21 protein-coding genes and 1 other RNA gene are annotated in these 26,315 nt (G+C 64.2%); 5 read left to right on the top strand and 17 right to left on the bottom strand.

Annotation, left to right across the window (positions count from 1 at the left end):
• Window positions 1–17: 17 nt before the first annotated feature.
• The 10 genes from murF to PSV26_RS01775 all read right to left on the bottom strand — a co-directional run bounded on the left by murF (window position 18) and on the right by PSV26_RS01775 (window position 12,485).
• Window positions 18–1,397: a UDP-N-acetylmuramoyl-tripeptide--D-alanyl-D-alanine ligase gene (gene murF / locus PSV26_RS01820; RefSeq protein ID WP_300566942.1), complete on the bottom strand. Its 1,380-nt coding sequence runs from the start codon at window positions 1,395–1,397 to the stop codon at window positions 18–20.
• Window positions 1,394–2,890 carry a UDP-N-acetylmuramoyl-L-alanyl-D-glutamate--2,6-diaminopimelate ligase gene (locus PSV26_RS01815; RefSeq protein WP_300566939.1) on the bottom strand — a complete coding sequence of 499 codons (1,497 nt, stop codon included), beginning with the start codon at window positions 2,888–2,890 and terminating at the stop codon, window positions 1,394–1,396. Before PSV26_RS01815 ends, murF begins: the two co-directional genes overlap by 4 nt.
• A complete protein-coding gene (locus PSV26_RS01810; RefSeq protein ID WP_300517984.1) occupies window positions 2,890–4,623 on the bottom strand; it encodes a penicillin-binding protein 2 in 1,734 nt (577 codons plus the stop codon). Before PSV26_RS01810 ends, PSV26_RS01815 begins: the two co-directional genes overlap by 1 nt.
• Complete coding sequence (gene ftsL / locus PSV26_RS01805; RefSeq protein ID WP_300517980.1) at window positions 4,616–4,909, bottom strand: cell division protein FtsL; 294 nt, start codon at window positions 4,907–4,909, stop codon at window positions 4,616–4,618. Before ftsL ends, PSV26_RS01810 begins: the two co-directional genes overlap by 8 nt.
• Window positions 4,906–5,859: a 16S rRNA (cytosine(1402)-N(4))-methyltransferase RsmH gene (gene rsmH, locus PSV26_RS01800; RefSeq protein WP_300566937.1), complete on the bottom strand. Its 954-nt coding sequence runs from the start codon at window positions 5,857–5,859 to the stop codon at window positions 4,906–4,908. The genes ftsL and rsmH overlap by 4 nt, the downstream gene beginning before the upstream one ends.
• 9 nt (window positions 5,860–5,868) lie before the next feature.
• The gene (gene mraZ, locus PSV26_RS01795; RefSeq protein WP_096664631.1) at window positions 5,869–6,297 is read right to left on the bottom strand and encodes a division/cell wall cluster transcriptional repressor MraZ; all 429 of its coding nucleotides are present in this window, start codon (window positions 6,295–6,297) and stop codon (window positions 5,869–5,871) included.
• Window positions 6,298–6,695: 398 nt separating this feature from the next.
• Window positions 6,696–8,519 carry an STAS domain-containing protein gene (locus PSV26_RS01790; protein WP_300566934.1) on the bottom strand — a complete coding sequence of 608 codons (1,824 nt, stop codon included), beginning with the start codon at window positions 8,517–8,519 and terminating at the stop codon, window positions 6,696–6,698.
• 37 nt (window positions 8,520–8,556) lie between these two features.
• Window positions 8,557–9,360, bottom strand: a complete 804-nt coding sequence (gene dksA, locus PSV26_RS01785) for an RNA polymerase-binding protein DksA (RefSeq protein WP_366945951.1) — start codon at window positions 9,358–9,360, stop codon at window positions 8,557–8,559.
• A 648-nt stretch (window positions 9,361–10,008) separates the two neighbouring features.
• Window positions 10,009–11,064, bottom strand: coding sequence for a GTP-binding protein (locus PSV26_RS01780; RefSeq protein ID WP_300517975.1), 1,056 nt, complete (start codon window positions 11,062–11,064; stop codon window positions 10,009–10,011).
• 239 nt (window positions 11,065–11,303) lie between these two features.
• The gene (locus tag PSV26_RS01775; protein WP_300566931.1) at window positions 11,304–12,485 is read right to left on the bottom strand and encodes a class I SAM-dependent methyltransferase; all 1,182 of its coding nucleotides are present in this window, start codon (window positions 12,483–12,485) and stop codon (window positions 11,304–11,306) included.
• Window positions 12,486–12,643: 158 nt separating this feature from the next.
• Here PSV26_RS01775 and PSV26_RS01770 point away from each other — a divergent pair, with 158 nt between their 5' ends.
• Window positions 12,644–14,323 carry a 7TM diverse intracellular signaling domain-containing protein gene (locus PSV26_RS01770; protein WP_300566928.1) on the top strand — a complete coding sequence of 560 codons (1,680 nt, stop codon included), beginning with the start codon at window positions 12,644–12,646 and terminating at the stop codon, window positions 14,321–14,323.
• A 244-nt stretch (window positions 14,324–14,567) separates the two neighbouring features.
• On the opposite strand, the gene PSV26_RS01765 is transcribed toward PSV26_RS01770, so the two are convergent.
• Genes PSV26_RS01765 through dapF form a run of 3 tightly spaced genes read right to left on the bottom strand, consistent with a single transcriptional unit; the run spans window position 14,568 to window position 17,201 of the window.
• A complete protein-coding gene (locus tag PSV26_RS01765; protein ID WP_300566924.1) occupies window positions 14,568–15,575 on the bottom strand; it encodes a tyrosine recombinase XerC in 1,008 nt (335 codons plus the stop codon).
• 4 nt (window positions 15,576–15,579) lie between these two features.
• Window positions 15,580–16,278 (bottom strand): DUF484 family protein, encoded by a 699-nt coding sequence (locus PSV26_RS01760; RefSeq protein ID WP_300517966.1) that lies wholly within the window; start codon window positions 16,276–16,278, stop codon window positions 15,580–15,582.
• A 35-nt stretch (window positions 16,279–16,313) separates the two neighbouring features.
• Complete coding sequence (gene dapF, locus PSV26_RS01755; RefSeq protein WP_300566921.1) at window positions 16,314–17,201, bottom strand: diaminopimelate epimerase; 888 nt, start codon at window positions 17,199–17,201, stop codon at window positions 16,314–16,316.
• Window positions 17,202–17,282: 81 nt separating this feature from the next.
• On the opposite strand from dapF, the gene PSV26_RS01750 reads away from it, so the two are divergent.
• Both PSV26_RS01750 and PSV26_RS01745 read left to right on the top strand, forming a co-directional pair.
• Window positions 17,283–17,834 carry a carboxymuconolactone decarboxylase family protein gene (locus tag PSV26_RS01750; protein ID WP_300566917.1) on the top strand — a complete coding sequence of 184 codons (552 nt, stop codon included), beginning with the start codon at window positions 17,283–17,285 and terminating at the stop codon, window positions 17,832–17,834.
• 81 nt (window positions 17,835–17,915) lie between these two features.
• A complete protein-coding gene (locus tag PSV26_RS01745; protein WP_300566915.1) occupies window positions 17,916–19,199 on the top strand; it encodes a lytic murein transglycosylase in 1,284 nt (427 codons plus the stop codon).
• Window positions 19,200–19,339: 140 nt separating this feature from the next.
• On the opposite strand, the gene PSV26_RS01740 is transcribed toward PSV26_RS01745, so the two are convergent.
• The gene (locus tag PSV26_RS01740) at window positions 19,340–19,795 is read right to left on the bottom strand and encodes a GNAT family N-acetyltransferase (RefSeq protein ID WP_300566913.1); all 456 of its coding nucleotides are present in this window, start codon (window positions 19,793–19,795) and stop codon (window positions 19,340–19,342) included.
• 193 nt (window positions 19,796–19,988) lie between these two features.
• Window positions 19,989–20,966: a tripartite tricarboxylate transporter substrate binding protein gene (locus PSV26_RS01735; RefSeq protein ID WP_300566910.1), complete on the bottom strand. Its 978-nt coding sequence runs from the start codon at window positions 20,964–20,966 to the stop codon at window positions 19,989–19,991.
• A gap of 146 nt (window positions 20,967–21,112) precedes the next feature.
• Between PSV26_RS01735 and PSV26_RS01730 the strand changes: the two genes are divergently transcribed.
• Window positions 21,113–22,765, top strand: coding sequence for an MBL fold metallo-hydrolase (locus PSV26_RS01730; protein WP_300566907.1), 1,653 nt, complete (start codon window positions 21,113–21,115; stop codon window positions 22,763–22,765).
• A gap of 362 nt (window positions 22,766–23,127) precedes the next feature.
• On the opposite strand, the gene rnpB is transcribed toward PSV26_RS01730, so the two are convergent.
• Window positions 23,128–23,465, bottom strand: an RNA gene (gene rnpB, locus PSV26_RS01725) — RNase P RNA component class A.
• A gap of 123 nt (window positions 23,466–23,588) precedes the next feature.
• Between rnpB and PSV26_RS01720 the strand changes: the two genes are divergently transcribed.
• On the top strand, window positions 23,589–25,223 hold the full coding sequence (locus PSV26_RS01720) for an NAD(P)/FAD-dependent oxidoreductase (protein ID WP_300566904.1): 1,635 nt from the start codon (window positions 23,589–23,591) through the stop codon (window positions 25,221–25,223).
• A gap of 99 nt (window positions 25,224–25,322) precedes the next feature.
• On the opposite strand, the gene htpX is transcribed toward PSV26_RS01720, so the two are convergent.
• Window positions 25,323–26,207: a protease HtpX gene (gene htpX / locus PSV26_RS01715; protein WP_300566901.1), complete on the bottom strand. Its 885-nt coding sequence runs from the start codon at window positions 26,205–26,207 to the stop codon at window positions 25,323–25,325.
• Window positions 26,208–26,315: the final 108 nt, after the last annotated feature.

The raw sequence follows: 26,315 nt of genomic DNA, 5'->3' as shown, positions 1-26,315 counted from the left end.
TAGGTGAACGTGGGGGCTCATGCCTTCTCCTCTTGTTGTTGTGCGATGGCCATGACCGCCTCGACCACACGCTCCATCTTCATGAAGCGCGAACCCTTGACCAGTACGCTGGCCATGCCTGGCAAAGCAGCCATCACGGCGGCCTTCAGGGCATCGATGTCGTCACCAAAATGCCGGCCGTTGCCGAAGGCCCTGGCAGCGTCGGCGGACTGCGCGCCCAGCGTGAACACCTGCTCGATGCCGCGCTCACGCGCATGGTTACCGACCTCGACATGGAAAGCAGGCCCCTGATCGCCGACCTCGCCCATGTCGCCCAGCACCAGCAGGCGCGGCCCCGGCAGTTCGGCCAGCACGTCGATGGCGGCGCGCACGGAATCCGGGTTGGCGTTGTAGCTGTCGTCGATCAGCGTGAGGGCCTGGCCCGCCGCCTGGAGCTGAAGGGCGCGCGAGCGGCCCTTGACCGGGACAAAGGCCGACAAGCCGGCAGCAATGGCCGCCAGCGGCGCGCCGGCCGCCAGGGCGCAGGCCGTGGCAGCCAGGGCATTTTTGACGTTGTGCCGGCCGGCGACCTGCAGGGAAAAACCGAAAGCGCCCTGCGGCGTGCCGGCCTGCACCTGCCAGGCGCCACCCAGCCAGTGCGCGTTGCCGGTGACGTCGGCCCCGCCCGACTCGGCAAAGGTCAGCACCGTGCGGGACCCGGCAAGTTCCCGCCACAGCGGTGTGTATATCTCGTCGGCCGGAAACACCGCAACGCCAGAGGCCGGCAGTGCCGCGATGACCGCGCCGTTCTCGCGGGCGACGGCTTCTACCGTGGCCATGAATTCCAGGTGTTCGCGCTGCGCATTGTTGACCAGGGCCACGGTGGGCCGCGCCATGGCTGCGAGACTGGCAATTTCGCCAGGGTGGTTCATGCCCAGCTCGACCACGCCGGCCTGGTGGGTGGCACGCAGACGCAGCAATGTCAAAGGCACGCCAATGTCATTGTTGAAGTTGCCTTCGGTCGCAAAAGCACCATCCTGCTTCCAGGCGCGCAGGATGGACGCCAGCATTTGCGTGACCGTGGTCTTGCCATTGCTGCCGGTCACCGCAATCAGCGGCAAGCTGAACTGCGACCGCCAGCTGGCGGCAAGCTGGCCCAGCGCCTGTTTTGAATCGGCCACCAGCAGGCCGGGGAGTTCAGCACTCAAGCCGTGCTCAGCCAGGGCCGCCACCGCGCCGGCATTTTTAGCCTGGGCGAGGAAATCATGGGCGTCAAAGCGTTCGCCCTTGAGCGCTACAAACAAGTCGCCAGTTTGCAGGCTGCGCGTATCCGTGTGCACACGCTGGAACACCAGCCCGCCGTCGCCCGCCAGCCGGCCTGACGGCAACCACTGCAGGGCTTGTTGCAAGGTCATCATGCAAGGCCTCCCGGCGCGGCATGACGACTCGCACCCTGGTCCAGTGCCGCCTCGGCCTGGGCCTTGTCTGAAAACGGCCGTTTGACACCGGCGGTTTCCTGGTAACTCTCGTGGCCCTTGCCCGCAATCAGCACCACATCGCCGGCCTGCGCCTGGCTCACCGCATGCGCAATCGCCTGGGCACGGTCTGCCTGAACGTGCACCGCATCGCGGCGGGAAAAACCCTGCAGGATCTGGCCGATGATGGCGTCGGGGTTTTCGCTGCGCGGGTTGTCACTGGTCACCACCGTACGGTCCGCCCCTTTTTCCGCCGCTGCCGCCATCAGCGGCCGCTTGCTCGCATCGCGCTCACCGCCGCAGCCAAAAACGCACCAGAGTTGTCCCGAACGACCGGCGGCCAGCGGCCGCAGCGCGCCCAGCACCTTCTCCAGGGCGTCGGGGGTGTGGGCATAGTCCACCACCACCAGCGGCCGGCCCGGCACCGCAATGGCGTCCATGCGCCCGGGCACCGGCGACAGGTGGGCGCAGGCTTTGACCACATCCTTCAAAGGCAGGCCCAGCGCGCGCAAGGCTGCCGCCACACCCAGCAGGTTGGAAACGTTGTACTGCCCGACCAGCGCGGTCGAAAGGCGGTGCCGTTCATCGCCCTCGACCACATCAAAGCCCAGAAACTCCAGGCCGTGATGGATGGCCTGGGCCTGCAGGCGAGCGGGCGCCAGGCAGGACACGGTCCAGACGTCGAGATCCGCCTCGCGCAGCGACACGGCCAGCGCCGCCCCATGCGTGTCATCGATGTTGATCACCGCCGCTTTCAGGCCGGGCCAGCCAAACAGCCGCGCCTTGGCATCCCAGTACGCTTGCATGGTCTGGTGGTAGTCGAGGTGGTCCTGTGTGAAGTTGGTGAAAATCGCCACGCGTATGTCGGTAGCGTCCAGCCGGTGCTCGGCAATGCCGATCGACGAGGCCTCCAGCGCACATGCTGAAAAGCCCTCGTCGACCCAGCGCCGGAGCTGCTGCTGCAGCAACACCGGATCGGGCGTGGTCAGGCCGTTGAAGACCATGGCGTCCGGCTGGCCCATGCCCAGCGTGCCGACCACACCGCAGCGCCGGCCCAGCTTGCCCAGGGCCTGCGCCAGCCACCAGGCGGTCGAGGTCTTGCCGTTGGTGCCGGTCACGGCCAGCACTTCCAGCTTTCTGCTTGGCTGCTCGAAATAAGCCGCAGCTATCGGTGCTGTCGCCGTTTTCAGGCCGCTGTAGGCTGCGACACGGCTGTCGCTGAAGGCAAAGACCTCCGCTCCGGCCTGCTCCACCAGGCAGGCCTCGGCGCCGGCGGCCAGGACGTCGGCCACGTACTGGCGCGCATCGGTGGCAGCACCCGGCCAGGCGATAAAGCCGTCACCGGCACCAACCTTGCGGCTGTCCGTCCAGAGACTGCCGCTCACGCGCTGGCGCAACCAGCGCGCAGCCTGCTCAGGGGTGTGCAGCCGCTCCATCAGAACGACTCCTCCACCGGGTTGGTGACGATCTGCGGCTTGACGGCCATATCGGGCTGCACGCCCATCATGCGCAAGGTCTGCTGCACGACTTCGCTGAAGACCGGCGCGGCTGCCAGCCCGCCATAGTAGGTTCCGTCGCTGGGTTCATCAATCATCACGGCCACAATGATGCGGGGAGCTTCAATCGGTGCCATGCCAGTGAACCAGGCGCGGTATTTGTTGCTCGCATACCCCTTGCCGACCTGCTTGTGCGCGGTGCCGGACTTGCCTCCCACCGAGTAACCGACGGTCTGCGCCAGCTGGCCGGTGCCGCCCGGCGCCGCTGCCATCTGCAGCATTTTCCTGATCGCGTGTGCGTTCTCCGGCGAAAACACCCGCACGCCGGTTGCAGGCTCACTGCTCTTGAGCATGGTCACCGGGATGATCCGGCCATCATGCGCAAAAGAGGTGTAGGAATGCGCCATCTGAAACAGCGAGGCGGACAGGCCATAGCCATAAGACATGGTGGCTTGCTCGACGGGCCGCCATGACTTCCACGGGCGCAAGCGGCCCGTGACCGCTCCCGGAAATTCGATTTGCGGCTTCTGCCCGTAGCCAAGCGCGACGTAGGTGTCCCACATCTCATGCGGGGTCATCTTCTGGGCTATCTTGAGGGCGCCGACATTGCTGGACTTCTGGATGACCCCTTCCACGGTGAGCGTGCCGTAATTGTGGGTATCGCTGATGGTGAAGCCGCCAATGCTGATCCGCCCCGGCCCGGTTTCGATGAGGGTGCCTGGTTTGATGCGGCCCGCCTCGAGGGCCATGGCCACGGTGATGGGCTTCATGGTCGAGCCCGGTTCAAAAGTATCTGTCACCGCACGATTGCGCAACTGCTCGCCCGTGAGATTCTGCCGCTTATCAGGCACATAACTCGGATAGTTGGCCAGGGCCAGCACTTCGCCCGTGATCGTATCGAGCACAACCACACTGCCGGCCTTGGCCTTGCGGGCGATCACAGCATCGCGCAGCTTCTGGTAGGCGAAAAATTGCACCTTGCTATCCACGCTGAGCTGGATGTCCCTGCCCTCCACCGGCGGCACCTGCTCCCCGATGCTCTCGACCACGCGCCCGAGCCTGTCCTTGATCACGCGCCGCGACCCCGGCTTGCCCGCCAGTTCCTTGTTGAACGTGAGCTCGATGCCTTCCTGTCCGCGGTCCTCCACATTCGTGAAGCCGACCACATGCGCGGAGGTCTCACCTTCGGGATACTTGCGCTTGTAGTCCTTGCGGTGGTAAATGCCCTTGATTCCCAGGCTGTGGATCTGCTGCGCCACAGACTCGTCGACCTGACGCTTGACCCATACAAAGGACTTGTCCTCGTTGGCCAGTTTCTTCTGCAGCTCGGCCACCGGCATTTCCAGCAGCCTGGCCAGTTCGATCAACTGGGCCTTGCTCGCCTCGACATCCTCGGGAATCGCCCAGATGCTGGCCGCCGGAACGCTGGACGCCAGAATGAGCCCATTGCGATCCAGAATACGGCCGCGGTTCGCAGGCAGCTCCAGCGTGCGGGCAAAACGGACTTCACCCTGCCGTTGAAAGAACTCGTTGCCAACCACCTGCACATACGCCGCCCGGCCGGCCAGCCCGGCAAAAGCCAGGGCGATACCTGCGACGATCAGCTTGCTGCGCCAGACCGGCGTCTTGCTGGCCAGCAGCGGACTGGAGGTGTAACGCACGCTTCTACTCATGAGCGTTACCTGCAGCAGACGGATTCCTGTAAGTGACGTATTGCGTGATGGCAGGGGTTGCCGAACGCATCTGCAGCCGGTCCCTTGAAAGCTGCTCCACCCGCAACGGCGTGGCCTGCGCGCGCTTTTCCACCTGCAGGCGCTCCTTGTCGGACTCGAGCTGACGGCTGAGTGCCGCGGTTTTTTCCAGCTCGACAAACAGCCGGCGCGATTCGTACTGCGTATGCACCAGGTACAGCGCGCTGACCAGCACGGCCATCAGCAGGACTAGGTTCAGGCGTGTCATGCTGAAGTGCCCGGGTAACGCTGGGGGCTCACCTGCACCGGCACCTCGGTCCGTTCGGCCACACGCATGACGGCGCTGCGCGAGCGCGGGTTGGCCGCCACTTCGTCGGCACCGGGCTTGACACGCTCCAGCGCCTTGAGCCGCATGGCCTTGGGCGCGGCAAACGGCGCGCGGCGGTCGAACACCTCGCGCGAATGCTCGGCGATGAATTGCTTGACGATGCGGTCTTCCAGCGAATGGAAACTGATCACCACCAAACGTCCTCCCGGTTGCAATACTTTGAGGGAAGCCTCTAGCGCCTGTTGCAGCTCTTCAAGCTCGGCGTTGATGAAAATCCGAAAAGCCTGAAATGTGCGCGTTGCAGGGTCCTTGCCCGGCTCGCGGGTTTTGACCGCGCCAGCCACGACCTCGGCCAGTTCAGCGGTGGTTGCAATAACGCCCCGCTCCTGTCGGCGACGATCAATCGCCTTTGCGATCTGGACAGCAAACCGTTCTTCGCCATATTCACGAATGACCTCCGCAATGGTGTCTGTCTCTGCATCTGCCAGCCACTCGGCCACACTCTGCCCGCGTGTGCTGTCCATGCGCATGTCCAGCGGCCCGTCGCCGCGGAAGGAAAAGCCCCGCGCCGGGTTGTCGATCTGGGGCGAACTGATGCCCAGGTCCAGCAGGATGCCCGCCGCACTGCCCGCCGGCATCTCGCCCAGATGGCTGAACGCCTGATGACGGATGACAAGGCGCGGGTCGGCGATGGTGTTGGCCTCGGCAATGGCTTCCGGGTCCTTGTCGAAGGCGGTGAGCCGCCCCTGGGCGGACAGCTGCGAAAGAATGAGTCGCGAGTGGCCGCCGCGCCCGAAGGTCGCGTCGATGTAGTGCCCGTCCGGATTGACCTGAAGCGCTGCGACTGCTTCGTTCAACAAGACGGTGCGGTGTGTCCATGTGTCTTGCACCGTCGTCTTTCAGAATGAAAAATCTCTGAAGACATCGGGCATTTCGCCCTTCATCTGCTCGGCCTCCTGGGCCGCATAGGTCGCCGCATCCCACAGCTCGAAGTAGCTGCCCATGCCAAGCAGCACCGTGTCCCGGCTGATGCCTGCCGCGCTACGCAATTCGGGAGAGACCAGAACGCGACCGGCGGCGTCCATGTCAACGTCCATCGCATTGCCGAGAAAAATCCGTTTCCACCACTGTGCCTGCATCGGCAGCGACGCAATGCGTTCGCGGAATTTCTCCCACTCGTTGCGCGGGAATATCATGAGACAGCCGTGCGGGTGTTTGGTGATGGTCAACTGGCTCGATGCAGTGGCGCTGAGCACGTCACGATGCCGGGTTGGCACAGAGAGCCGACCCTTGGTATCGAGAGCTAGAGAAGACGCGCCTTGGAACACCGTTAAAAACCTTTAGAGAACACTTTTCACCACTAAATTGCACTTTTTCCCACTTTAGCAGGAAAGTTTTGCCATGCAAGTGGTTTGCTACAAATTTTTTCAATGAAATCAAGCACTTAGAAACACTTTTGCAAGCAGCCACCGATTAAAAATCGTTCTAAATTAAGTACTTAGAACATCCAGTGAAAGTGTTGCTTTAAGCCGGACGGAAGCCGGACTCAGGTCGGCACCCGTGCCGTGCGGAAAAGGGGATGGAAAAGCAGACCCTTGAGGGCGGGCTGCCCCTCATGGTGGTTGCCACGCATGCCGCTGCCCGCCTGTGACCGGCGCAGACAGCGTGCGTGTTGCACAGGGCAGCAATGACTCTTTTTTTGGCGCCCCGCGGTCGGGGCAAGGCCCTAGTCGACGCGCGTCAGGACCCGGGCGTGTTCGGTGATGCCGATCACGTTGAAGAACGCGGCCACCAGACGGTTGACATCCGTGAACTGCACGGCGCGATTTTCGGCTTCCCGGGCGGACACCCAGTTGAGCAGGGTCCCGGCTGCAGAAAAATCAACACGAATCAGCTTGGCGCATGAAATCACCATGATGTCTGCGCCCATGAGCTTGGCCTCGAGCTTGTCGAGGACGGCAATCGCATCCCCCTCGATCTGGCCCGACAGTTCAACCGCATACAGGTGGCTCATCTGGGAGTTGCCCCCCATCTCGGTGTCCCCCTCCAGCGCACTGCTGAGGCTGGACGGCACCGAATCGCGGTAGACATCGCCAATGATGGCCTGGCCTGCCACAGCGCTTCCGCGCGGCTCCAGCGCCTTGTAGTCGCAGCGCGCACTCTCCCAAGCGGGGGGGGACACCTCGTAGGTGACGCAAAAATCGAGGGCCGTCAGTTCAAACTCGTCGGGCTGTTGGGTTACCCGCAGCGTCTCCATGCGCAACTGCCACCATCCCTGGGCTGTATCGCGCACCCCGGAAGGGGTGGCATCCTGCAGCACCCGCTGCAATTCACCCTCCCCCATAAACCGCAGCTGTACCGGTTGTGCAGCCCAGCCGCTGAACACCTTGCAGAGGGAATCAACCGCGTTTTCATCAATCGTTTTGAGATTTTTCCAGTCAAGCCGCCAGGGCATGGGAGCACGGGCCAGGGCCGCGCTGAGCGCCGCCACGGTCTGGATGCCGAGTTTTGACGGGCAGACCCAGTCCGCAGCCGGTCCATTGGCAGTAACCGGGCTGGCCGAACCAGCGGGATTGGACAACTGCTGCACCATCTCGGGCATGGAAAACCACTGCGGCGCCGAACGGTCGAAACGTCCAACGAACTCAACGGCCAGGTTTTCAAACTTGTCATGCTGGCCGGTGGCCCGGTACAGGTCAAACAGCGCGAGCCAGGTGTCTGCATGTGTGGCCCGGCTTCCCTGGGGACCCAGCGTCTCGAGCAGCCCGGCTTCGGCACCTGCATCGTCGCCGTTGGCAAAGCGGATGGAGGCCTCCTCCAGTTCCGGGTCGTGCGCCACTTCCGAGGCCTCCACCACGGAATATTTTGATGACGAAAAACCAGACGACTCGCCGTCGCGGGAGACTGCAGAAATAACCGGTCTGGGTACAACCGGCTTGGGCGTGGCTGCGGGCGGCGTGACGGCAATGCCTGGAGACAGGTCCATCATGGGCGCAGGTGCAGGCTGAGGCGCCATGGCCGCAGACCTGGTTTTGGCCAGGGCCGTGGTCAGGGCGCTGGGCGCCGTAGCCTCGTAGCTGGCCGGCAAAGCATTGTCCAGGAGCGGGGCATGGGTGCTGAGATTCGGCGAACCGGCCATCGTCCCCGCAGAAAGTGAAGAAGGTTCGCTGGCCCCGGCGGCGGCACTTCCATGCTTGGTTTTCCACCATTGCATCGACATCTGGGCTTCGATCTCGTCGATCTTCTTCAGGGTGACGGCGCGGTCGTCGGGCTTGGACGGCATGCTGCTCTGGAAGAACGAAGGCCGGGCGCCGGGGTCCTGACCGGTCATGGCCTCCCGCTTGCGCATTTTCCGGAGCATGTCGAATTCGCGCTTGCGCACGAAATCGTTGCGCCGTTTCCGCTCAATCATTTCCTTGAGCATCTGCTTGCTCAGGGCCTCCTCCCGGTCCGATTCCTTGCCATCAAGCTCGGACCAGTTCGTCGCCGGGTTACGGACGAACTTCACGACTTTTGAAAGCAAGCCTGGTGTGGTGTCTTCTTTGGCCATCAACAGCGGTTCAGGAGGAAGTGGGCAACTGGAAAGGTCAGTCCCCGAACATTTTCTGCTTGAGCTCCCGTCGCTGCTGTGCTTCCAGCGACAGGTTGGCCGTTGGACGGGCTATCAGGCGCCCCACGCCGATGGCCTCGCCGGTTTCGTCGCAGTAACCATAGTCACCCGAGTCAATGCGGGCGATCGACTGCTCGATTTTCTTGAGCAGCTTGCGCTCCCGGTCACGCGTGCGCAGCTCGAGCGCGTGTTCTTCCTCGATGGTCGCGCGATCGGCAGGGTCCGGCACAACCACGGTGTCTTCCCGCAGATGCTCGGTGGTTTCACCGGCACTGTTGTGGATGTCCTGCTTGAGCAGGGAGAGCTTGTGCCGGAAAAACGCCAGCTGCTTCTCGTTCATGTACTCCGAGTCCGGCATGGCCTTGACTTCTTCGTCCGTCAGCTCTTCGCCCTTTTTCGTCTTCCAGTTGTTGGCAAGCTTGGGGTCCTTTTTCGCCGCCACATGCGGGGGCGGGGCGATCACCCGCTCGGCAATGGTGGAGTAGCTGGCTTTCGCAGCGTCGGGGGAGTGGGTCGGAATCATGGGCGCGGGCGGCGGTGCAAAAGAGGAGTTCCGCAGGGATGCACGGCGCCCAGGCTTCAGGGCCGGTGTCTGCAGCGGAGCTGGCGCCGCAGCAATGCTGGCGGGGCTGGGCGGGGTTTTCGCGGCGGGGACTGCCGCCGTTTTGGTGATCGTTTTGATAATGACTTTTTCTTCAGGTTTGGCGGGGGCCTTGGCCTTCACGGACGGCGCGGCCGGCTTGGTGACAGGTTTGGCGGCTTTGACCGCGGGTTTAACAATGGGCTTGGGTTTGGTCGCCCGCACAGGCGTGGCAGACTTGACGACCTTGGCGGCGGGACGACTTTTGGCAACCGGCGCTGGCTTTTTCGCAGCCGGCGTGACTTTTTTGGCGGGTACCGCTTTGGGCTTGGCCACCACCTTGGCTTTGACCACGGGCTTGCTCACCACCTTGGCCTTGGCTTTGGGTGCAGCTGGGGCTGGTTTTTTCACTGCGGTTTTCGACGCCGCAGGCCTGGCCACCACCTTGGTGACAGGTTTGGGCTTGGCGCTGCCGGCTGACGTGGCTTTCCCCGCGGACTTGACCGCAACCTTGGACTTTTTTGTTTGAGCTTTCACACTGGGTCTCCTCGTGGAGGCAGCTTCGGGATGGTCCCCATGCTGACTCCGGGCCAGGCTGACTTTTGTCAGCCCAACCTTGTCTTTTACCTGATTGTCTGGTTTGTTCGCCGACGCACCTGCCATTTCAAGGCCAGTACTTACCCTGACTTCCCCTGTCTGCCTCTTTGCCGGCGATGACCGGTCAGGGGAGTCGGCGCGCGATTGTAGCGGCTCACCGGGACGCTGGGAGACCCGAAAGCCTAACCGTTGGAGAATGGAGACAATCATGAGGCCCTCCCGCCTTTCAAGGCAATGTGTGGACAGCCTACCTCAAACCAGACACTGCTCCAGGCCCTGGAGGAAAATATCTTTCGGCAAATCGATGCCGATAAAGACCATCTTGCTGTTCTTCTGCTCGCCTTCCGCCCAGGCCGGGCCGAGGTCGCTGCCCATCAACTGGTGCACGCCCTGGAAAATCACCTTGCGCTCGGTGCCCTGCATGTTCAGCACACCCTTGTAGCGCAACATGCGCGGGCCGTAGATGTTGACCACGGCACCGAGAAAATCCTCGAGCTTGGCCGGGTCAAAAGCGCGCTCCGAGCGGAACACAAAACTCTTGACATCGTCGTCGTGATGGTGGTGATGGCCATGCCCGTGGTCGTGGGCGTGCGAGGGGTGGTCGCAATGTTCGCCTTCGGCATGGTCGTGCCCGGCGTGGTCGTGTTCGTCGGCCTTGAGGAAGTCCGGGTCGATGTCGAGTTTGGCATTGAGGTTGAAGCCGCGCAGGTCGAACACGTCGGCGATCGCCACCTCGCCGAAATGCACCGCTTTCTGCGGCGCGCGCGGGTTCATGTGTTTAAGGCGGTGCATCAGCGCCTGCACTTCATCAGCGGCCACCAGATCGGACTTGCTGATGAATATCTGGTCGGCAAAACCGACCTGGCGGCGCGCCTCCTGGCGGTCATTGAGCTGGGTGGCCGCGTGTTTGGCGTCGACCAAGGTCAGGATGGAGTCCAGCAGGTACTGTTCGGCGATTTCCTCGTCCATGAAGAAGGTCTGCGCCACCGGCCCCGGGTCGGCCAGGCCGGTGGTTTCGATCACCACACGGTCGAAGTCCAGCAGGCCCTTGCGCTTCTTGGCGGCCAGCAGCTGCAGTGTTTCGCGAAGATCCTCGCGGATCGAGCAGCAGATGCAGCCGTTGTTCATCTGGATGATGTTTTCCTGGGTGTCGTTGACCAGGATGTCGTTGTCGATGTTTTCCTCGCCGAACTCGTTTTCGATCACGGCGATTTTCTGGCCGTGGGCTTCGGTCAGGATGCGCTTGAGCAGCGTGGTTTTGCCGGAGCCCAGAAAGCCGGTCAGGATGGTCACGGGAATCAAACTCATGGTGTCTGCCTAAAAAAACAGGAAAAATACAGGAAAAAGAAGGGACGTGGACCCGTGAAGGTGGGGAGTTTAGTCGTCAACGCAAGGCCCTGAGGCGCACATTGACTCCGCACGGGGCCTGCCGGACCACTGTACAGGCCGTGTCAAGCCTTGAGGCGCCGGTGAGCATTTTTTGCTATGTTATTGATAGCTGTCTGCGCCCGTCCGTCAAGGGCTATAGCCACCTTTTATTCGTGGCCTTATTTTTTGAGCAGCACCAGCCCCTTGAGGTACTCGCCCTCGGGGAAACTCACGGTCATCGGGTGGTCGGGAGCCCCGCCCAGGCGTTCGGTGATGAAGGCGTCCACCCCGGCGTCGGTGCCCGCGGACGCCACGATCTTGTGAAACAGGTCGGCGCTGATGCCGCCCGAGCAGGAATAGGTGAACAGCACACCACCGGGCGCCAGGATGGACAGCGCAATGCGGTTGATGTCCTTGTAGGCGCGTGCGGCGCGTTCGGCATGGGTCACGGTGGGCGCAAACTTGGGCGGGTCCAGCACGATGGCGTCAAAAGTCCGGCCTTCCTTGTGGAACTGCCGCATCGAGGCATTGACATCGGCGTCGAGCATGGTGGTGCGGCCGGCGTCAAAGCCGTTCAGCGCCACATTGGCCACGGCTTTTTCAATCGCGGGGCCGGACGAATCGATCGACGTGACATGCGCCGCGCCGCCGGCCAGCGCCGCGACGGTGAAGCCCCCGGTGTAGCAATAACAGTTGAGGACGTTCTGGAACTGCAGGCGGCGCGCATGCTCGGCAAACTTGCGGCGGCTGTCGCGCTGGTCCAGGTAGAAGCCGGTCTTGTGGCCGGTGGCGATGTCCAGGCCCAGTTGCCAGCCGTGTTCTGTGATCGTGATGCCGGTGTCGCCGGAGCCTTGCAACCAACCGGTGGCTTCGAGCAAGCCCTCGAGCGAACGCACACTGGCGTCGGATCGCTCGTACAGGCGGCTCAAGCCGGTTTGCGCCAGCAGGGCTTCGACAATCACGCTTTTCCAGCGCTCGACACCGCAGCTTGAGAACTGCGCCACCAGCGTGTCGGCATACCGGTCCACCACCAGGCCCGGCAAGCCGTCGGACTCGCCGTGGACCAGGCGCATCCCGTCACTTTGTATATCAAACCGGCTTCTTGCCCTGATGGCTTGTGCGATACGCGCTACAAAAAACGAAGCATCGATGCGCTCGGTCTCGACAAAACTCCAGACGCGGGCGCGAATCTTCGAACTCGGGCTGAAAGCCGCCCAGCCGAGAAACTGCCCATCGTGCCCTTCAACCCGCACGGTTTCACCAGCGTCCGCGCCACCACGGGCAATCGCACCGTCAAACACCCAGGGGTGGCGCCGCAGCAGCGAACGTTCCTTGCCTTCTCTCAGCCGTATTGATTTCATGTCTCTATTGTCGCGGCTGCCGCTGCCCTGAAAGAAACCCCGGAGAAATTTGAGACAATCACTTGATGTTTTTTAAGGGCATTTCGACGCATGTTGCAGGCAGCAGGTCACGAATTCGTTCGTCTGGGGGCTGGTGGGGGACGTTCTGCCTGGCCCTGATGCTGCTCTTGCTGCTCTTGCCGAGCCTGCCGGTGTTGTCCCGCACGGTGTTGGACCTCGATGCGGACAGACAGCCGGTTGCGCTGGCCGACTGGGGCGATTACTGGATCGACCCGCAATCCCGGCTGGGGGTTGAGCAGGTAGTCAGTCAGCGTGATCTGGACTGGCAGCAGACCCCGGCGCGCGGCATTTATCCCCTGCTGCCCGGCCAGTCGCTGTGGATCCGTTTCATCGTGCCGCCCGCGCCCGACATGGAGCGCTGGCTGCTTGAAATTCCCTACCCCGCGCTGGACCGCGCGTCGCTGTACACGCTGGACAGCGCCGGACAATGGATAGAGCAGCGCGCCGGTGACCTGACACCGGTCAACCAGTGGCCCACGCCGCATCGCCACCCCCTGCTGGTCGTGAACTTCAATGCCGAGGACCCGACGCATTACATCCTGCGCATTGAAAACGCCCAGGGTTTCAGCGCGCCCATTCGCTTTGTCAGCTCGGGGCACCTGTTGCGCAGCGAGCAGCAGGTGTCGCTGTTTCTGGGCGTCTACTTCGGTCTGGCGCTGCTGGGCTGCATGGTCGGCCTGGCCGGCGCTTTCTGGCTGCGCGACCGGGCCTACCTCTACTATTCGGCGTGCTCCGCGCTGATCGGGCTGACGCAGGTGGCCATCACCGGCGTGGGCGGGCTGCACCTGTGGCCCGACTCGCCGGTCTGGACTGACCTCTCGCTGGCGGTGCTGGCCACCTGGATGCTGGTGTCGCTGCTGCTGCTCAATGCCACCGTGGTGTCGCTGGCGCAGCGCTCGCGTTTGCTCAATCTCCTGGTGTGGGCGGCGGCGCTGGCCGGCGCAGGCCTCTCGGTCGCGCTGGGGGTCACCGACAGTGCGCTGCGCATCACGCTGATAGTGCCGTATCTGGTGCTGGTGCCGGTGTTGATGGTGACGATTGATCTCTGGGCCTGGCGGCGCGGCGACCGCTTCGGCGGATGGCTGCTGCTGAGCGCCACCCCGCTTGCCGTGAGCCTGGCGCTGGCCATTGCCCGCTACATGCAGTGGCTGCCCCTGAGTTTTGCCACCGAGCAAGGAGTGCTGGCGAGCATGGCGCTGCAGATGCCGGCCATGCTGGTGGTGCTGGTCCTGCGCAGCCAGCAGCGCCGCGAGAACAGGCGCAGGATCCAGGGGCTGGACCGGGTCGACCCCGCGACCGGCCTGATCAACGAGCAGGTGTTTGTCGAACGCCTGGAGCGCATGATCGCGCGCTCGGAGCGGCTCAGGCACCAGGGCGCCGTGCTGCTGATCGACCTGGTCAACAGCGAGCAGATCCGGCGCGACTTCGGGCGCCGGGCCGCCGAGGAATTACCGCTGCGCGTGGCCGAGCGGCTCCTCTCAACCGCGCGCGACATCGACAGCGCGGCACGCCTGGCGGAGCAGCGTTTTGGCATGCTGGTGGAAGGCCCGTTTTCCGCAGAAGAAGCTGCCACGCTGGGCCCGCGCATCGTGGCCCGTTGCCTGATGCCCTACAAGGGCCTGCCGGAGGACTGCGCGGCCCAGATTCGGGTGGCTTATGCGCTGGTGCCGCGCCAGGGCCCGACCGCCGAGATCGCGCTGGCTCGCCTGGCGCAGAAACTGGCCGGTGTGCCGCCGCAGAGCAAACGCGCGGTGTTCCTGCTGCCTGATTACAAATAGCGCCCCCACGGTCGCTCACTTCGTGTAGCTCCCTGCCCCCCGTGGGGGCCGCTGCGCCTGCGGGCCGGCGAAGCCGGACCCGCGGCCCCTGCTTGAATAGAGATGCCTGCGCGGTCGCTTCTTTTTATCCGTTCGTCCTGAGCTTGTCGAAGGATGCCCCCCCGAGGGAGCCGCTGCACCTGCGGGCCGGCAAAGCCGGACCCGCGGCCCCTGCTTGAAAAGTCCGCGCCCGCGGAGAACCTGATCAGCCTTTTTGCTTGCCCGGGGGTTTGAGGCCCGCCACCGTGGCGCGCGGATGCGCAGCGTCGTACACCTTGGCCAGGTGCTGGAAATCGAGCCGGGTGTACACCTGCGTGGTGGTGATGTTGGCGTGGCCCAGCAGTTCCTGCACCGCGCGCAGGTCGCCGCTGGACTGCAGCACATGGCTGGCAAACGAATGCCGCAGCATGTGCGGATGCACCGGCGTGGCCAGCCCGGCCTGCAGCGAGCGTTGTTTGAGCCGCACGCGGATGTGTTGCGGCGTGAGCCGGCTGCCGCGCTGGCCGATGAACAGCGCTGCATCGTCTTTGGCCCAGACGCTGCGCGCGGCAAGCCAGGCCTGCAGGGCTTCCAGCGCCTTGCTGCCGACCGGCACGCTGCGCCGTTTCGAGCCCTTGCCGAGCACATGCGCCTCGGCTGCCTGCAGGTCAATCCAGCCTCTGGCCTGGTGGCTGGCCACCACGTCCAGGCCGGTCAGCTCACCGATACGCAGGCCGCAGCCATAGAGCAGCTCGGTGATGCACTGGTCGCGCGCCTGCAGCGCCGGGCCTTCCCCGTCCGCGCCCTCAAACGCGGCCAGCTGCACCGCCTCGTCGACACTCAGGGCCTTGGGCAGCGGTTTGGCAGCCTTGGGCGCGCGCAGGTCCTGCACCGGGTTGCTGCTGACCAGGCCTTCGCGGCCCAGCCAGGTGTAAAAGCCGCGCCAGCCCGAGAGAATGAGCGCGATGCCGCGCCCGCTGCGCCCGCCGCTGTGCATCTGGGCCACCCAGCGCCGCATGTGGATGTTTTGCGCTTCGGTCAGCGCCACGCCGGCCTGCCGGCAGTTCGCCTGCAGTTTTTGCAGATCCAGCGCGTACAGCTCGACGGTACGCTGCGCCAGGCGTTTTTCAACCCGCACATGTTCGAGGTAACGCTCGACCAGCGGGTCGTTGTCGGGGACCGGCGCCGGCAAGGCCGCTTCAGCAAAAACTGCGGATGCGTCCTGCCCGGCCATGGGTCTAGTCAGCCATGGGCCGCAGGCGCGACAGGGCTGCGCCGGCCAGCTCGCCGATGCGTTCGAGGAAATCGGTGCCCATGCTGCTGCTGAACCGCTCCGGGTCAGGCGAGGCCAGCACCAGCATGCCGAAGGCCTGCGGCGCTTTGCCCGGGCGTAGCGGGATCAACGCCACCGACATCGCCTGGGCCGGATCGGGCAGCCAGCTGACGGCTTCAAAACCGGAATTGACGCCGCAGTAGGGCGCGGTCAGCGAGGACGCAAAGGCTTGCGTGTCTTCGCTGACGCCGGTCGAAAAATCTTCCATCGAGAAAATACCGTTGACGTGCCAGACCTTGATGGCCGCCTGCGGCACCGCGAACTGCGTCTGGATCTCGCGCACGATGGTGTCGGGCAGGTCGCGGGCATGCGCGGTCAGCAGCAGATTCAGCGTGCACTGCTGCAGCTTGTCGGCAATACCCACGTTCTCCTGGCCGTGGCGGATCATGTCGACCACCCGGGACTCCAGCACCTTGATCTTGTCGCGCAACATGCCGGCCTGGCGCTCCTGCAGGCTCACCGCCCGGCTGCCGTGGCCGCTGGACAGCTGCACCGTCGCCAGCAGTTCGGCATGGCGCTCGAAAAAGTCCGGCGTGTTGGCCAGGAAATTGGCAATGTCGTCTTCGGTGATCGGGTTCTGGATGGAGTGTTCGCTTGGATTCATGTTCTTGTGGTTTCCGTCAGTCAGTGGGGGTCAGTCTACAGGTGGTCGGGAACGTCGATAGCGGCTTCAAACACCGTGGTCGCCGGTCCGGTCATCAGCACCGGGGAACTCGCGGCATCCAGCCCGCCCTGCCACTCGATGGTCAGGGTGCCGCCGTGGGTCAACACGTCCACGCGCGCATCCAGCAGGCCCAAGCGTATGCCAGCGACCACCGCCGCGCAAGCCCCGCTGCCGCAGGCCAGGGTTTCGCCGGCGCCGCGTTCATAAACCCGCAGGCGGATCCGGCTGCGCGACACCACCTGCATGAAGCCGGCGTTGACGCGGCGCGGGAAACGCACGTGGTTCTCGATCAACGGGCCGTCCTGCAACACCGGCGCGGCCTCCACGTCGGCCACCAGCTGCACCGCATGCGGGTTGCCCATGGACAAAACCGCTACAAAAACAGGAGCTGCCGGCGCCCGCCCCTCAAGGGCCAGAGGCCATTTTTGCCATGAATGTACGGCTTCGGGCGTCAAACCGCCGGCATCAAACGGCACCTGCGCCAGCTCGAAGATGGGCGCACCCATGTCCACGGTGACGCGGCCGTCCGGCTGCATGCGCGGCTCGATGACGCCGGCCAGGGTCCGGACCCTGACCACATCCTTATCCGTCAGGCCCTGCTCGCGCACAAAGCGCAAAAAGCAGCGTGCGCCATTGCCGCACTGCTCGACCTCGCCGCCATCGGCGTTGTGGATCACGTACTCGAAATCGATCCCTCCGCCCGGCGCAGGCCGCACCGACAGAATCTGGTCGGCGCCCACGCCGAAGTGGCGGTCCGCCAGAAAGCGGTACTGGCCCGGCGTCAGGTTCAGGCGCCGCTGCGTCTCGTCGAGCATGACAAAATCGTTGCCCGCACCCTGCATTTTGGTAAATCGGATTAGCATCCGGGCATTATCCGCTGAGGCTGCGCCGCCCTCCTTCCCATCCTTCCCATCCTCCCTGCACAACTTCCGGAAAGACCCACCATGCGCATTCCCGACTGGACGCCCGCCCTCAAGCCCCAACCGCAGGACCTCGTCGACGCCGTCCTGAAACGCCGCGGCGGCACCCTGATCAACCTCGACAAGGCTTTGCTCTGGAGCGAGCCGCTGGCGCGCGGCTGGAACGTGTACCTGGGCGCGGTGCGCACCGGCCTGCCCACCAGCCGCAAGCTGCGCGAGCTGGGCATCTGCACCGTCGCGCTGCTGACCGGCGCGGCCTATGAATACAAACACCACGCGCCTGACTTTTTGACGGCCGGCGGCACCCAGGCCGAACTCGATGCGCTCAATGCCCTGGTGAAAGCCGATGCACGCGCCTCGGCAGCCCACCCAGCGCTGGGCGCGGTCGAGCAATTGGTGATCCGTTACGCCGCGCAGATGACGCTGGACGTGAAGGTCAGCGACGACGTGTTCGAGGCCCTGCGCCAGCACTTCGACACCACCGGACTGGTCGAACTGACCAGCGCGATCGCCACCTACAACATGGTGGCGCGTTTTCTGGTGGCACTGGGCGTGTCCCCGGAAGACCATACCTAGAACAAGTCCCCCGCACCGCGGGGCATGGGTATTGACTGCACCGGAGTTCCCTGCATCGATCAGGGGAAGAAAATCAACAGCATGAAAAAAACAAGTCCCCGTTTTCCGGTGCCCGCCCTCTTGCGCGTGGCGCCCACGCTGCTGACAATTTTTACGCTGGCCGCAGGCGGCGCCACGCTGTCGGCCGGCGCACAGACGCCGCCGGCAGGCAGCAGCGCCGCACCTGCCGCGCCCGACGACGCCGAGCGCGACCAGCGCTTTGCACGCTGGATCGCCGACTTCAGCACCAGCGCACGCGCGGCCGGCATCACCGACGCCACGCTGCAGAGCGCCTTCGAGGGTATTCGTTTCATCCCGCGCGTGACCGAGCTGGACAGCGCCCAGCCCGAGTTCACGCGCGCGGTCTGGGACTACCTCGACAGCGCGGTGTCGCCGCAGCGCGTCATCCGCGGCCAGGACCGGCTGCTGCAAGCACGCCCTGCGGTCGATGCCGCTGCAGCGCGTTACGGTGTGCCGGCAGAAATCCTGGCGGCGATCTGGGGCCTGGAGAGCAACTACGGCAGCAACACCGGCGACATCCCGACCATCGCCGCCCTGGCATCGCTCGGTTTCGAGGGCCGGCGCGAGGCCTGGGCGCGGAGCCAGTTGCTCGCAGCACTGAAAATTCTGCAGAACCGGGACATTGAACGCGCGCAGATGATCGGCTCGTGGGCCGGCGCCATGGGCCAGACGCAATTTCTGCCCACCAACTTTCTGGCCTATGCGGTGGATGCCGACGGCGACGGCCGGCGCGACATCTGGGGCAGCCTGCCCGACGTGATGGCCTCGACCGCCAACTTTTTGGCCCGTTCCGGCTGGCAGGCCGGCCAGCTCTGGGGACTGGAGGTGCGTTTGCCACCGGGCTTCGACCACGGGCTCGCTGATGCGGCAACGCGGCAACCGGCGTCGGTCTGGGCAGACCAGGGCGTGCGGACTGTGGACGGTGCGCCGCTACCCGCCCTGGCCGACAGCGCCATCCTGCTACCAGCCGGCGCGCGCGGGCCGGCCTTCCTGGTCGGCCCCAACTTCCGTACCCTGCTGCGTTACAACAACTCGACCAGTTATGCGCTCGCCGTCAGCCTGCTGGCGCAGGCCCTGGCCGGCGGCCCCGCGGTGCAGTCCGCCTGGCCGCGTGATGTGCCCCCGCTGTCGCGCAGCCAGTTGCTGGCGCTACAGACGGCGCTGAATGCACGCGGCTTCGACAGCGGCACGCCCGACGGCGTGGTGGGCCCGGCTACGCAAGGCGGCATTCGGCTTTACCAGCGTAGTGTGGGCTTGCCGGCGGATGGTTATCCAACTTTGGAGTTGCTGCAAGGATTGCAGTGACTGCGGGAGAGCCTATGGATGCGGGGACAACGACTGCAGGCGCTTCCCCAACAGCCAATCTATTAGTCAGTTTCTTGCGTTTGTGGGGGAGTCCATATACGAAGGGTTAGGCCTCTCGCGGCAAAAGGCAGCGACCAAGTTCACGGCAAACCTCGCTTCATGAGCAAGCCGACACCGAACCGCGTTTGCTGGGTACCGACCGTTCTGAACCCGCACGAAATGTAGAAAGCTTCTGCGTGGGGGTTGCCCACGACGTGTAGCGAGGTAGCTCCCGAAGCTGTTGCTGCAGAGAAGCAGTGGTCGACCAAGGCGCGGCCAACCCCTTGCCGCCAAGCTCTTGGCTCGACGAAGAGTGCATCTAGCTCTGCGTCTCCATCTTCGCGAGAAAGAATGGCAGCGAATCCCTTGATTGAACCGGTCACTTCTGCCACGAAGACACCACCGGCCTCGAGTTGGGCAAGAGGGAGTTCAATGGCATCAGGATTCGCCAATAAGTGCTCTCGGTCTCCAGGATTGTTCAGCGAGGCTCGCCACTGAACCGCTTCGAGCGCCTTCTGCTCAGATGCAACGGCGGGTCGGACTGTGAGGTGTTGCATTCCCCTCCAAGAGGCCTAATTTTGATATATCCCGCAAAACTGCGGAATAACATGGCGGCCAGTCAGATAACGTGGCGCCTGCCGATTGAAAAACACCTTTGAATTCATCAGATTACGTCAAGGCGCGGTATCCATGCGCAGGTATATTGAAGCCGACAAAGTCGCAGGCCCTTTCGTCATCCAGCGGTGATGTTCAATCCGCCTTGATCCCATTGTCCTTCACCACCTTGGCCCAGGTGTCGATCTGCTTGTCGATGAAGACGCGGGCCGACTCGGAGGAACCGCCGACGATCTCGATGCCCTGGGCGCTGAGTTTTTTGGCGATCTCGGGGTTTTTCAGCGCCTTGTTGACTTCCTCGTTCATGCGCTTGAGGACTTCGGGCGGGGTTTTGGCCGGCGCCAGAATAGCCCACCAGGCGGGTGCATCAAAGCCGGCAAAACCGCTTTCAGCCACCGTTGGCACATTGGGCAACTCGGGCGAGCGTTTGCTGGTGGTCACCGCCAGCGGGCGCAGGCGGCCGTTGTCGATGTGGGGCTTGGTCACGAACACCGAGCCAATCGACAGCGGCACATGACCAGCGACAGCGTCGGTCATCAAGGGGCCGCCGCCCTTGTAGGGAATGTGCTGCCAGTCGATGTTGCCGTTTTTGGCCAGCAGCGCCATCGCCAGGTGGCCGAGGCTGCCGGAGCCTATGCTGCCGTAGTTGACGTTCTTTTTGGCCTTGGCTGCGGCCACCACATCGGCAAAGGTCTTGTACTCGGAACCTGAGAAAGTCGCGAGCACCATGGCCGAGGTTCCGATCAGCGTGACCGGCGCCAGGTCCTTGCGGGTGTCAAACGGCAGGCCGGGAATCAGGCTGGGGTTGACGCCGTGGGTGTCGAACACAAAGGCAAAGGTGTAACCGTCGGCCGGCGCGGCAGCGACCGCCGCGGTGCCGATGGAGCCCGAGGCACCGCCCTTGTTTTCGACAATGATGTTCTGGCCGAGCTGCTGCGACAGCGGCACCGCCAGAATGCGAGCCACCTGGTCCACCGAGCCGCCGGGCGGAAACACGGCTACAAATTTGATCGGTTGTTTGGCGGGCCAGGCTTGCGCCATGGCACTCAGGGGGCTGGCGCACAGCGCGGCGGCCGTCATGGCCAGGGCGGTTCGGGAAATCCACTGCTTCATGGTTCACATCCTGCAAATAAAGTGAAGACCAGTATCAGCAAGCGGCCGTCCAGGCGCCATTGCGGTTAATACTTAGCATGCTACCAATGCCGGCCCGCCATGGGCGACGCCAGCAGCCACCCACCGTTTCGCTGCAAAATCAGCCCATGGTCCGACCCACCCAACTCCTTTACCCGCAGCGCGAACCCGCGCCCACCCGCCCTGCCGCCACCGTGCTGCTGCTGCGCGACAGTGCCAGGGGCATCGAAATCCTGATGACACGGCGTTCGATGACGGCCAGTTTTGCGCCCGGCGCCTACGTGTTCCCCGGCGGGGGCATCGACGCGGCCGATGCGCTAGCGCATGACCAGTCCACCCGCCGCGCGACACAAACCGACCTGCATTTGACGCAGGCGATTGCCGCCATCCGCGAAAGTTTTGAAGAACTCGGCGTGCTGCTGGCCCGCCACGCTGACGGCAGCCACGCCACAACCGCCGACATTGCGGCCCTGAGCCGCACTGCGCCATTTGCCGCGCAGTGCCGCGAACGCGGCCTGACACTGGCCGGTGACCAGGTCTTTGTGCTGGCCCACTGGGTCACTGACCGCGACCTGCCGCGCCGTTTTGACGTGCCCTTTCTCGTCGCGCGCATGCCCGAAGGCCAGGAGCCAGTGGCCGACGAAAGCGAACAGTTCGAGCCGGTCTGGGTGCGGCCGGCCGATGCCCTGGCGCGCCACGAGGCCGGCAGTTTTTTCATCATCTTCCCGACCATACGCACGCTGCAGCGCCTGCAGCATTTCGACACGGTGGACGCGGTGCTGCAGGCCTGCGCCGCGTCCGAGCAGCCGCTGTGGACCTCCTGCCCGCGCGCCGGTTTTCTGGCCGGCGCCGAAGCGCGCTACATGGAGCACGAGGCGCCTTATGGCGAACTGGCCCTGACCAGCCCTGACGGGCAGATGGTGCACACACTGGACTGGCAGACCGCACAACCGGTGTCCCTGCTCAAGAACCTGATGCGACTGACCGCGCCCAACCCCGGCGTGATGACCGGCCCCGGCACCAACAGCTACCTGGTCGGCGACCCGGCCACCGGCTACATCGCGATCGATCCCGGCCCGGCCGACACCGACCACCTGCAGCGGCTGTGGCGCGCCGCGGGCGGCAACATCCGCATGATTGTGTGCAGCCACTCCCACGCCGACCATTCGCCCGGCGCCAAACCGCTGCAGGCCATGTGCAGCAATGCACCCCCCATCCTGGGCCTGCCCTCGGCGCCGACAGCCCGCGCCGCCAGCCAGTTCACACCGGACCGCGCGCTATTAAATCAGGAGCTGCTCGCGCTTATGGGGCAAGGGCCCGAGGGCGAAATAAGCCATACCCTGAAGGTCATCCACACCCCCGGCCACGCGGCCAACCATCTGTGCCTGGTGCTGGTGGAAGACGGCATTCTGTTCAGCGGCGACCACATCCTCAACGGCAGCACCACGGTGGTGGACCCGCCCGACGGCAACATGAACGCCTACCTCGATTCGCTGGATGTGCTAGCCGCGGCTTGCGACGAACACGGCATAGCGTTCATCGCGCCGGCGCACGGCCATGTGCTGGGGGAGGCCACAACCGTCATCGCCCAGCTCAAGGCCCACCGACTCAAACGCGAGGCCAAGATCATCGGCGTGATGCAGGCACAGCCGCAAGGCAGCATGGACGAGTGGGTGGCTTCAGCTTATGACGATGTAAACCCGCGCATCTGGCCGGTGGCCAAACGTTCGCTGCTGGCGCATGTGGAGCGGATTCAGGCGCAGGGTTTGTTTAATTTGTAGAAACCTGATGCGGGCTGAACACGGCTTCCGGATTTCGCCCCCGCATTGATTGGTGCCCCACCCGTCGGGCTGGGCCGAGGAGCGCAGCCGAAAATGGATCAGGGCGAGCGATTGTCTGAGGCGATAGCCGAGTTCGAGCTCGACCCCATTTTCGGTGAGCACCGCAGGTTGCCCGCAGCGAAGCGAAGGGACCCAGACCATCGGGTCGCCTTTCTTTTCGTTAGGTTTCTTTGGCGAGACAAAGAAAAGTAACTCGCCCGCCGGGGCGAGACCCGGCCAGCAGGCACACCACACAGCACGAGCCAACCAACATGGATCCCGGATCAAGTCCGGGATGACAGCGGAAGGGTCAAGCAAAAAAAGTGTGAAGCCCGCCGATAGGCCGGATTTTGTGCGGGACGGTTTCCTTGCGGTCGCCGCCCCGTGACTGCCATTAATCTGGGCCGTCTGTCGCCAGACGGCTCGGTGCTACCTACCCGCACACTCCGGGGGCCCCGTCAACGTGTGCCTACTTGGTATTGCTGCGCGTAGAGATTGCTCGTTTCACCCGTCCCGGGTTGCCCCGGTCCGACTCGTCTCTGTAGCTCTGATCCTCACCTCACGGTGGACAGCCGTTAGCTGCTACGCTGCCCTATGCAGTCCGGACCTTCCTCCAGTGCGGTGTTTCCACCCTTGCACCAGCGGCAGTCTGGCGTGCTTCACCCCCCCATTATCCCGGCAAATCGATTGCTACTGATTTGATAGCTGCTTGCGCCCACCCCTTCTGGGCCAGGGGCTTAAAATGCCCGATAGATCCGAAATACAGATCCACGAGGGAACCCCCATGATCCGCCTGACCGAGCTCAAGCTTCCGCTTGACCACCCCGAAGACGCGCTGCCCGCACTGATTGCCAGGACGCTGGGCATCCAGCCTGCCGAGCTGCTGCGCCACCGCATCTACAAACGCAGCTACGACGCACGCAAGCAGAAGCTGCTGCTGGTCTACATCGCCGACGTCGAGCTTGCCAGCCCCGCGCTGGAAAACCGGCTGCTTCAGCAATTTGAAGCCAACCCCCACATCCGCCCCGCGCCTGACCAGAGCTACCACCTGGTGGCCCGGGTGGACAGCGCACCGGCCGTGCGTCCCGTCGTTGTCGGCTTCGGCCCCTGCGGCATCTTTGCGGCCCTGCTGCTGGCGCAGATGGGTTTCAAGCCCATCGTGCTGGAGCGGGGCAAGAAGGTGCGCGAGCGTACCAAAGACACCTGGGGCTTGTGGCGCAAGGGCGTGCTGGACCCGGAGTCGAATGTGCAGTTCGGTGAAGGCGGCGCCGGGACGTTTTCAGACGGCAAGCTCTGGAGCCAGATCAAGGACCCGCGTTTCCTGGGCCGCAAGGTCATGACGGAGTTCGTCAAGGCCGGCGCGCCGGAGGAAATCCTGCTGGTCAGCAAGCCGCACATCGGCACCTTCAAGCTGGTCAAGGTGGTGGAACACATGCGCGAGCAGATCACGGCGCTGGGCGGCGAGATCCGCTTCCAGCAGCGTGTCAGCGATGTGCTGATCGAACAGGGGCAGATACGCGGCCTGACCGTGCAGAGCCTGCAGGACGGCGGCAGCTACGAGTTGCGCGCCGACCATGTGGTGCTGGCCCTGGGCCACAGCGCACGCGACACCTTTGCCATGCTGCACGAGCGCGGCGTCTATATGGAGGCCAAGCCGTTTTCCATCGGCTTTCGCATCGAACACCCGCAGGGCCTGATCGACCGCGCGCGGCTCGGCCAGCACGCCGGCCACCCGCTGCTGGGCGCGGCCGATTACAAGCTGGTGCACCATGCGGCCAACGGGCGCTCGGTCTACAGCTTCTGCATGTGCCCGGGCGGCACCGTGGTGGCGGCGACCTCCGAAGTGGGCCGTGTCGTGACCAACGGCATGAGCCAGTACTCGCGCAACGAGCGCAACGCCAACGCCGGCATCGTGGTCGGCATCACCCCGGCCGACTACCCGGGCGGGCCGCTGGCCGGCATTGCTTTCCAGCGCCAGCTCGAATCGCACGCCTTCACGCTGGGCGGCGGCACGTACGCAGCGCCCGGCCAGCTGGTCGGCGACTTTGTCGCCGGCAAGGCCTCGACGCAGCTTGGCAGCGTGGAACCTTCCTACAAGCCTGGCGTGCTGATGGCCGACCTGGCCAGCGCCCTGCCCGGCTACGCCATCACGGCCATGCGCGAGGCGCTGCCGGCCTTCGGCAAGAAGATCAAGGGCTTCGACATGTTTGATGCGGTGCTGACCGGCGTCGAAACCCGCACCTCGTCACCGCTGCGCATGACGCGCGGCGACGATTTCCAGAGCCTGAACGTGCGGGGCCTGTACCCGGCCGGCGAAGGCGCGAGCTACGCCGGCGGCATCCTGTCGGCGGGCGTGGACGGCATCGAGGTGGCCGAGGCGGTGGCGCTGAGCATCGTCAACTGCTCGCCTCCCGCTTAGTCCCCTCTCCCGCCGGGAGAGGGTTAGGGTGAGGGTTGCCCGAAGGTCCGCGCCGCCCTCACCCCTGCCCTCTCCCAAGGGGAGAGGGAGCAAACCAGCTCAAACCTGACCGGGTTGCGCGTTCTGCAGCGCGGCAATACGCTCTTCAATCGGCGGGTGGGTGCTGAACAGTTTGCCAATACCGCCGGCAATCCCGAAGGCCGCCACGCTCTTGGGCAACTCGCCGGGCACCATGCCGCCCAGGCGGGCCAGCGCGTTGATCATGGGCTGCTTGCGCCCCATCAGCTGCGCGGCACCGGCATCGGCGCGGAACTCGCGGTGACGCGAGAACCAGGCCACCACGATGGCGGCGGCAAAACCGAGCACGATGTCGAGCACGATGGTGCTGACGTAATAACCGATGCCGGGGCCGGAGTTGCTGTCGCTGCCGCGGCGCAGAAAACTGTCCACCGCATAACCGATCACGCGGCTCAGGAACACCACGAAGGTGTTCATCACGCCCTGAATCAGCGTCATGGTCACCATGTCGCCGTTGGCCACGTGGGCGATTTCATGGCCGAGCACGGCTTCGATCTCTTCACGCGTCATGCCCTGCAGCAGGCCGGTGGAGACGGCAACCAGCGCCGAGTTCTTGAAAGCGCCGGTGGCGAAGGCGTTGGGCGCACCTTCGAAGATGCCGACTTCCGGCATGCCGATGCCAGCCGTGGTGGCCAGCTTGCGCACGGTCTCGACAATCCAGGCTTCGTCGGCATTTTGCGGCTCGTTGATGACGCGCACACCCGAGCTCCACTTGGCCACGGGCTTGCTGATCAGCAGCGAGATGATCGCGCCGCCAAAACCGATCACCGCGGCAAAACCGAGCAGCATGCCCAGGTTCAGCCCTTGCGGCGTGAGGTAGCGATTGACGCCCAGCAGGCTGGCGACAATGCCCAGCACCACCACAACGGCGAGGTTGGTCATGACAAATAGAAAAATACGCTTCATGGATGCTCCGTAGAGGTCGGTAAAAACAAGTGCCGCAAAAAAAAGGGACTGTTGCGGGCAAATGGGGAGAGTTCAGCCCAAATCAAGCGCAGGATTTTTTACTGGGTG

The sequence above is a fragment of the Polaromonas sp. genome (assembly GCF_029945685.1).
Taxonomy (GTDB): Bacteria; Pseudomonadota; Gammaproteobacteria; order Burkholderiales; family Burkholderiaceae_C; genus Polaromonas.
The sequence above is the reverse complement of the archived record's forward strand: the minus strand, read 5'-3'. Positions and strand labels throughout refer to the sequence as shown.

Excerpts from the sequence above, each read along its gene's own strand:
- htpX (WP_300566901.1), bottom strand. The coding sequence starts at position 26,207 with ATGAAGCGTATTTTTCTATTTGTCATGACCAACCTCGCCGTTGTGGTG.
- dapF (WP_300566921.1), bottom strand. The coding sequence starts at position 17,201 with ATGCTAATCCGATTTACCAAAATGCAGGGTGCGGGCAACGATTTTGTC.
- PSV26_RS01720 (WP_300566904.1), top strand. The coding sequence starts at position 23,589 with ATGATCCGCCTGACCGAGCTCAAGCTTCCGCTTGACCACCCCGAAGAC.
- PSV26_RS01815 (WP_300566939.1), bottom strand. The coding sequence starts at position 2,890 with ATGGAGCGGCTGCACACCCCTGAGCAGGCTGCGCGCTGGTTGCGCCAG.
- murF (WP_300566942.1), bottom strand. The coding sequence starts at position 1,397 with ATGATGACCTTGCAACAAGCCCTGCAGTGGTTGCCGTCAGGCCGGCTG.
- ftsL (WP_300517980.1), bottom strand. The coding sequence starts at position 4,909 with ATGACACGCCTGAACCTAGTCCTGCTGATGGCCGTGCTGGTCAGCGCG.
- PSV26_RS01765 (WP_300566924.1), bottom strand. The coding sequence starts at position 15,575 with ATGGCCGGGCAGGACGCATCCGCAGTTTTTGCTGAAGCGGCCTTGCCG.
- PSV26_RS01810 (WP_300517984.1), bottom strand. The coding sequence starts at position 4,623 with ATGAGTAGAAGCGTGCGTTACACCTCCAGTCCGCTGCTGGCCAGCAAG.
- PSV26_RS01735 (WP_300566910.1), bottom strand. The coding sequence starts at position 20,966 with ATGAAGCAGTGGATTTCCCGAACCGCCCTGGCCATGACGGCCGCCGCG.
- PSV26_RS01790 (WP_300566934.1), bottom strand. The coding sequence starts at position 8,519 with ATGGCCAAAGAAGACACCACACCAGGCTTGCTTTCAAAAGTCGTGAAG.
- PSV26_RS01775 (WP_300566931.1), bottom strand. The coding sequence starts at position 12,485 with ATGAAATCAATACGGCTGAGAGAAGGCAAGGAACGTTCGCTGCTGCGG.
- PSV26_RS01730 (WP_300566907.1), top strand. The coding sequence starts at position 21,113 with ATGGTCCGACCCACCCAACTCCTTTACCCGCAGCGCGAACCCGCGCCC.
- PSV26_RS01745 (WP_300566915.1), top strand. The coding sequence starts at position 17,916 with ATGAAAAAAACAAGTCCCCGTTTTCCGGTGCCCGCCCTCTTGCGCGTG.
- PSV26_RS01750 (WP_300566917.1), top strand. The coding sequence starts at position 17,283 with ATGCGCATTCCCGACTGGACGCCCGCCCTCAAGCCCCAACCGCAGGAC.
- PSV26_RS01760 (WP_300517966.1), bottom strand. The coding sequence starts at position 16,278 with ATGAATCCAAGCGAACACTCCATCCAGAACCCGATCACCGAAGACGAC.
- PSV26_RS01780 (WP_300517975.1), bottom strand. The coding sequence starts at position 11,064 with ATGAGTTTGATTCCCGTGACCATCCTGACCGGCTTTCTGGGCTCCGGC.
- PSV26_RS01770 (WP_300566928.1), top strand. The coding sequence starts at position 12,644 with ATGCTGCTCTTGCTGCTCTTGCCGAGCCTGCCGGTGTTGTCCCGCACG.
- PSV26_RS01740 (WP_300566913.1), bottom strand. The coding sequence starts at position 19,795 with ATGCAACACCTCACAGTCCGACCCGCCGTTGCATCTGAGCAGAAGGCG.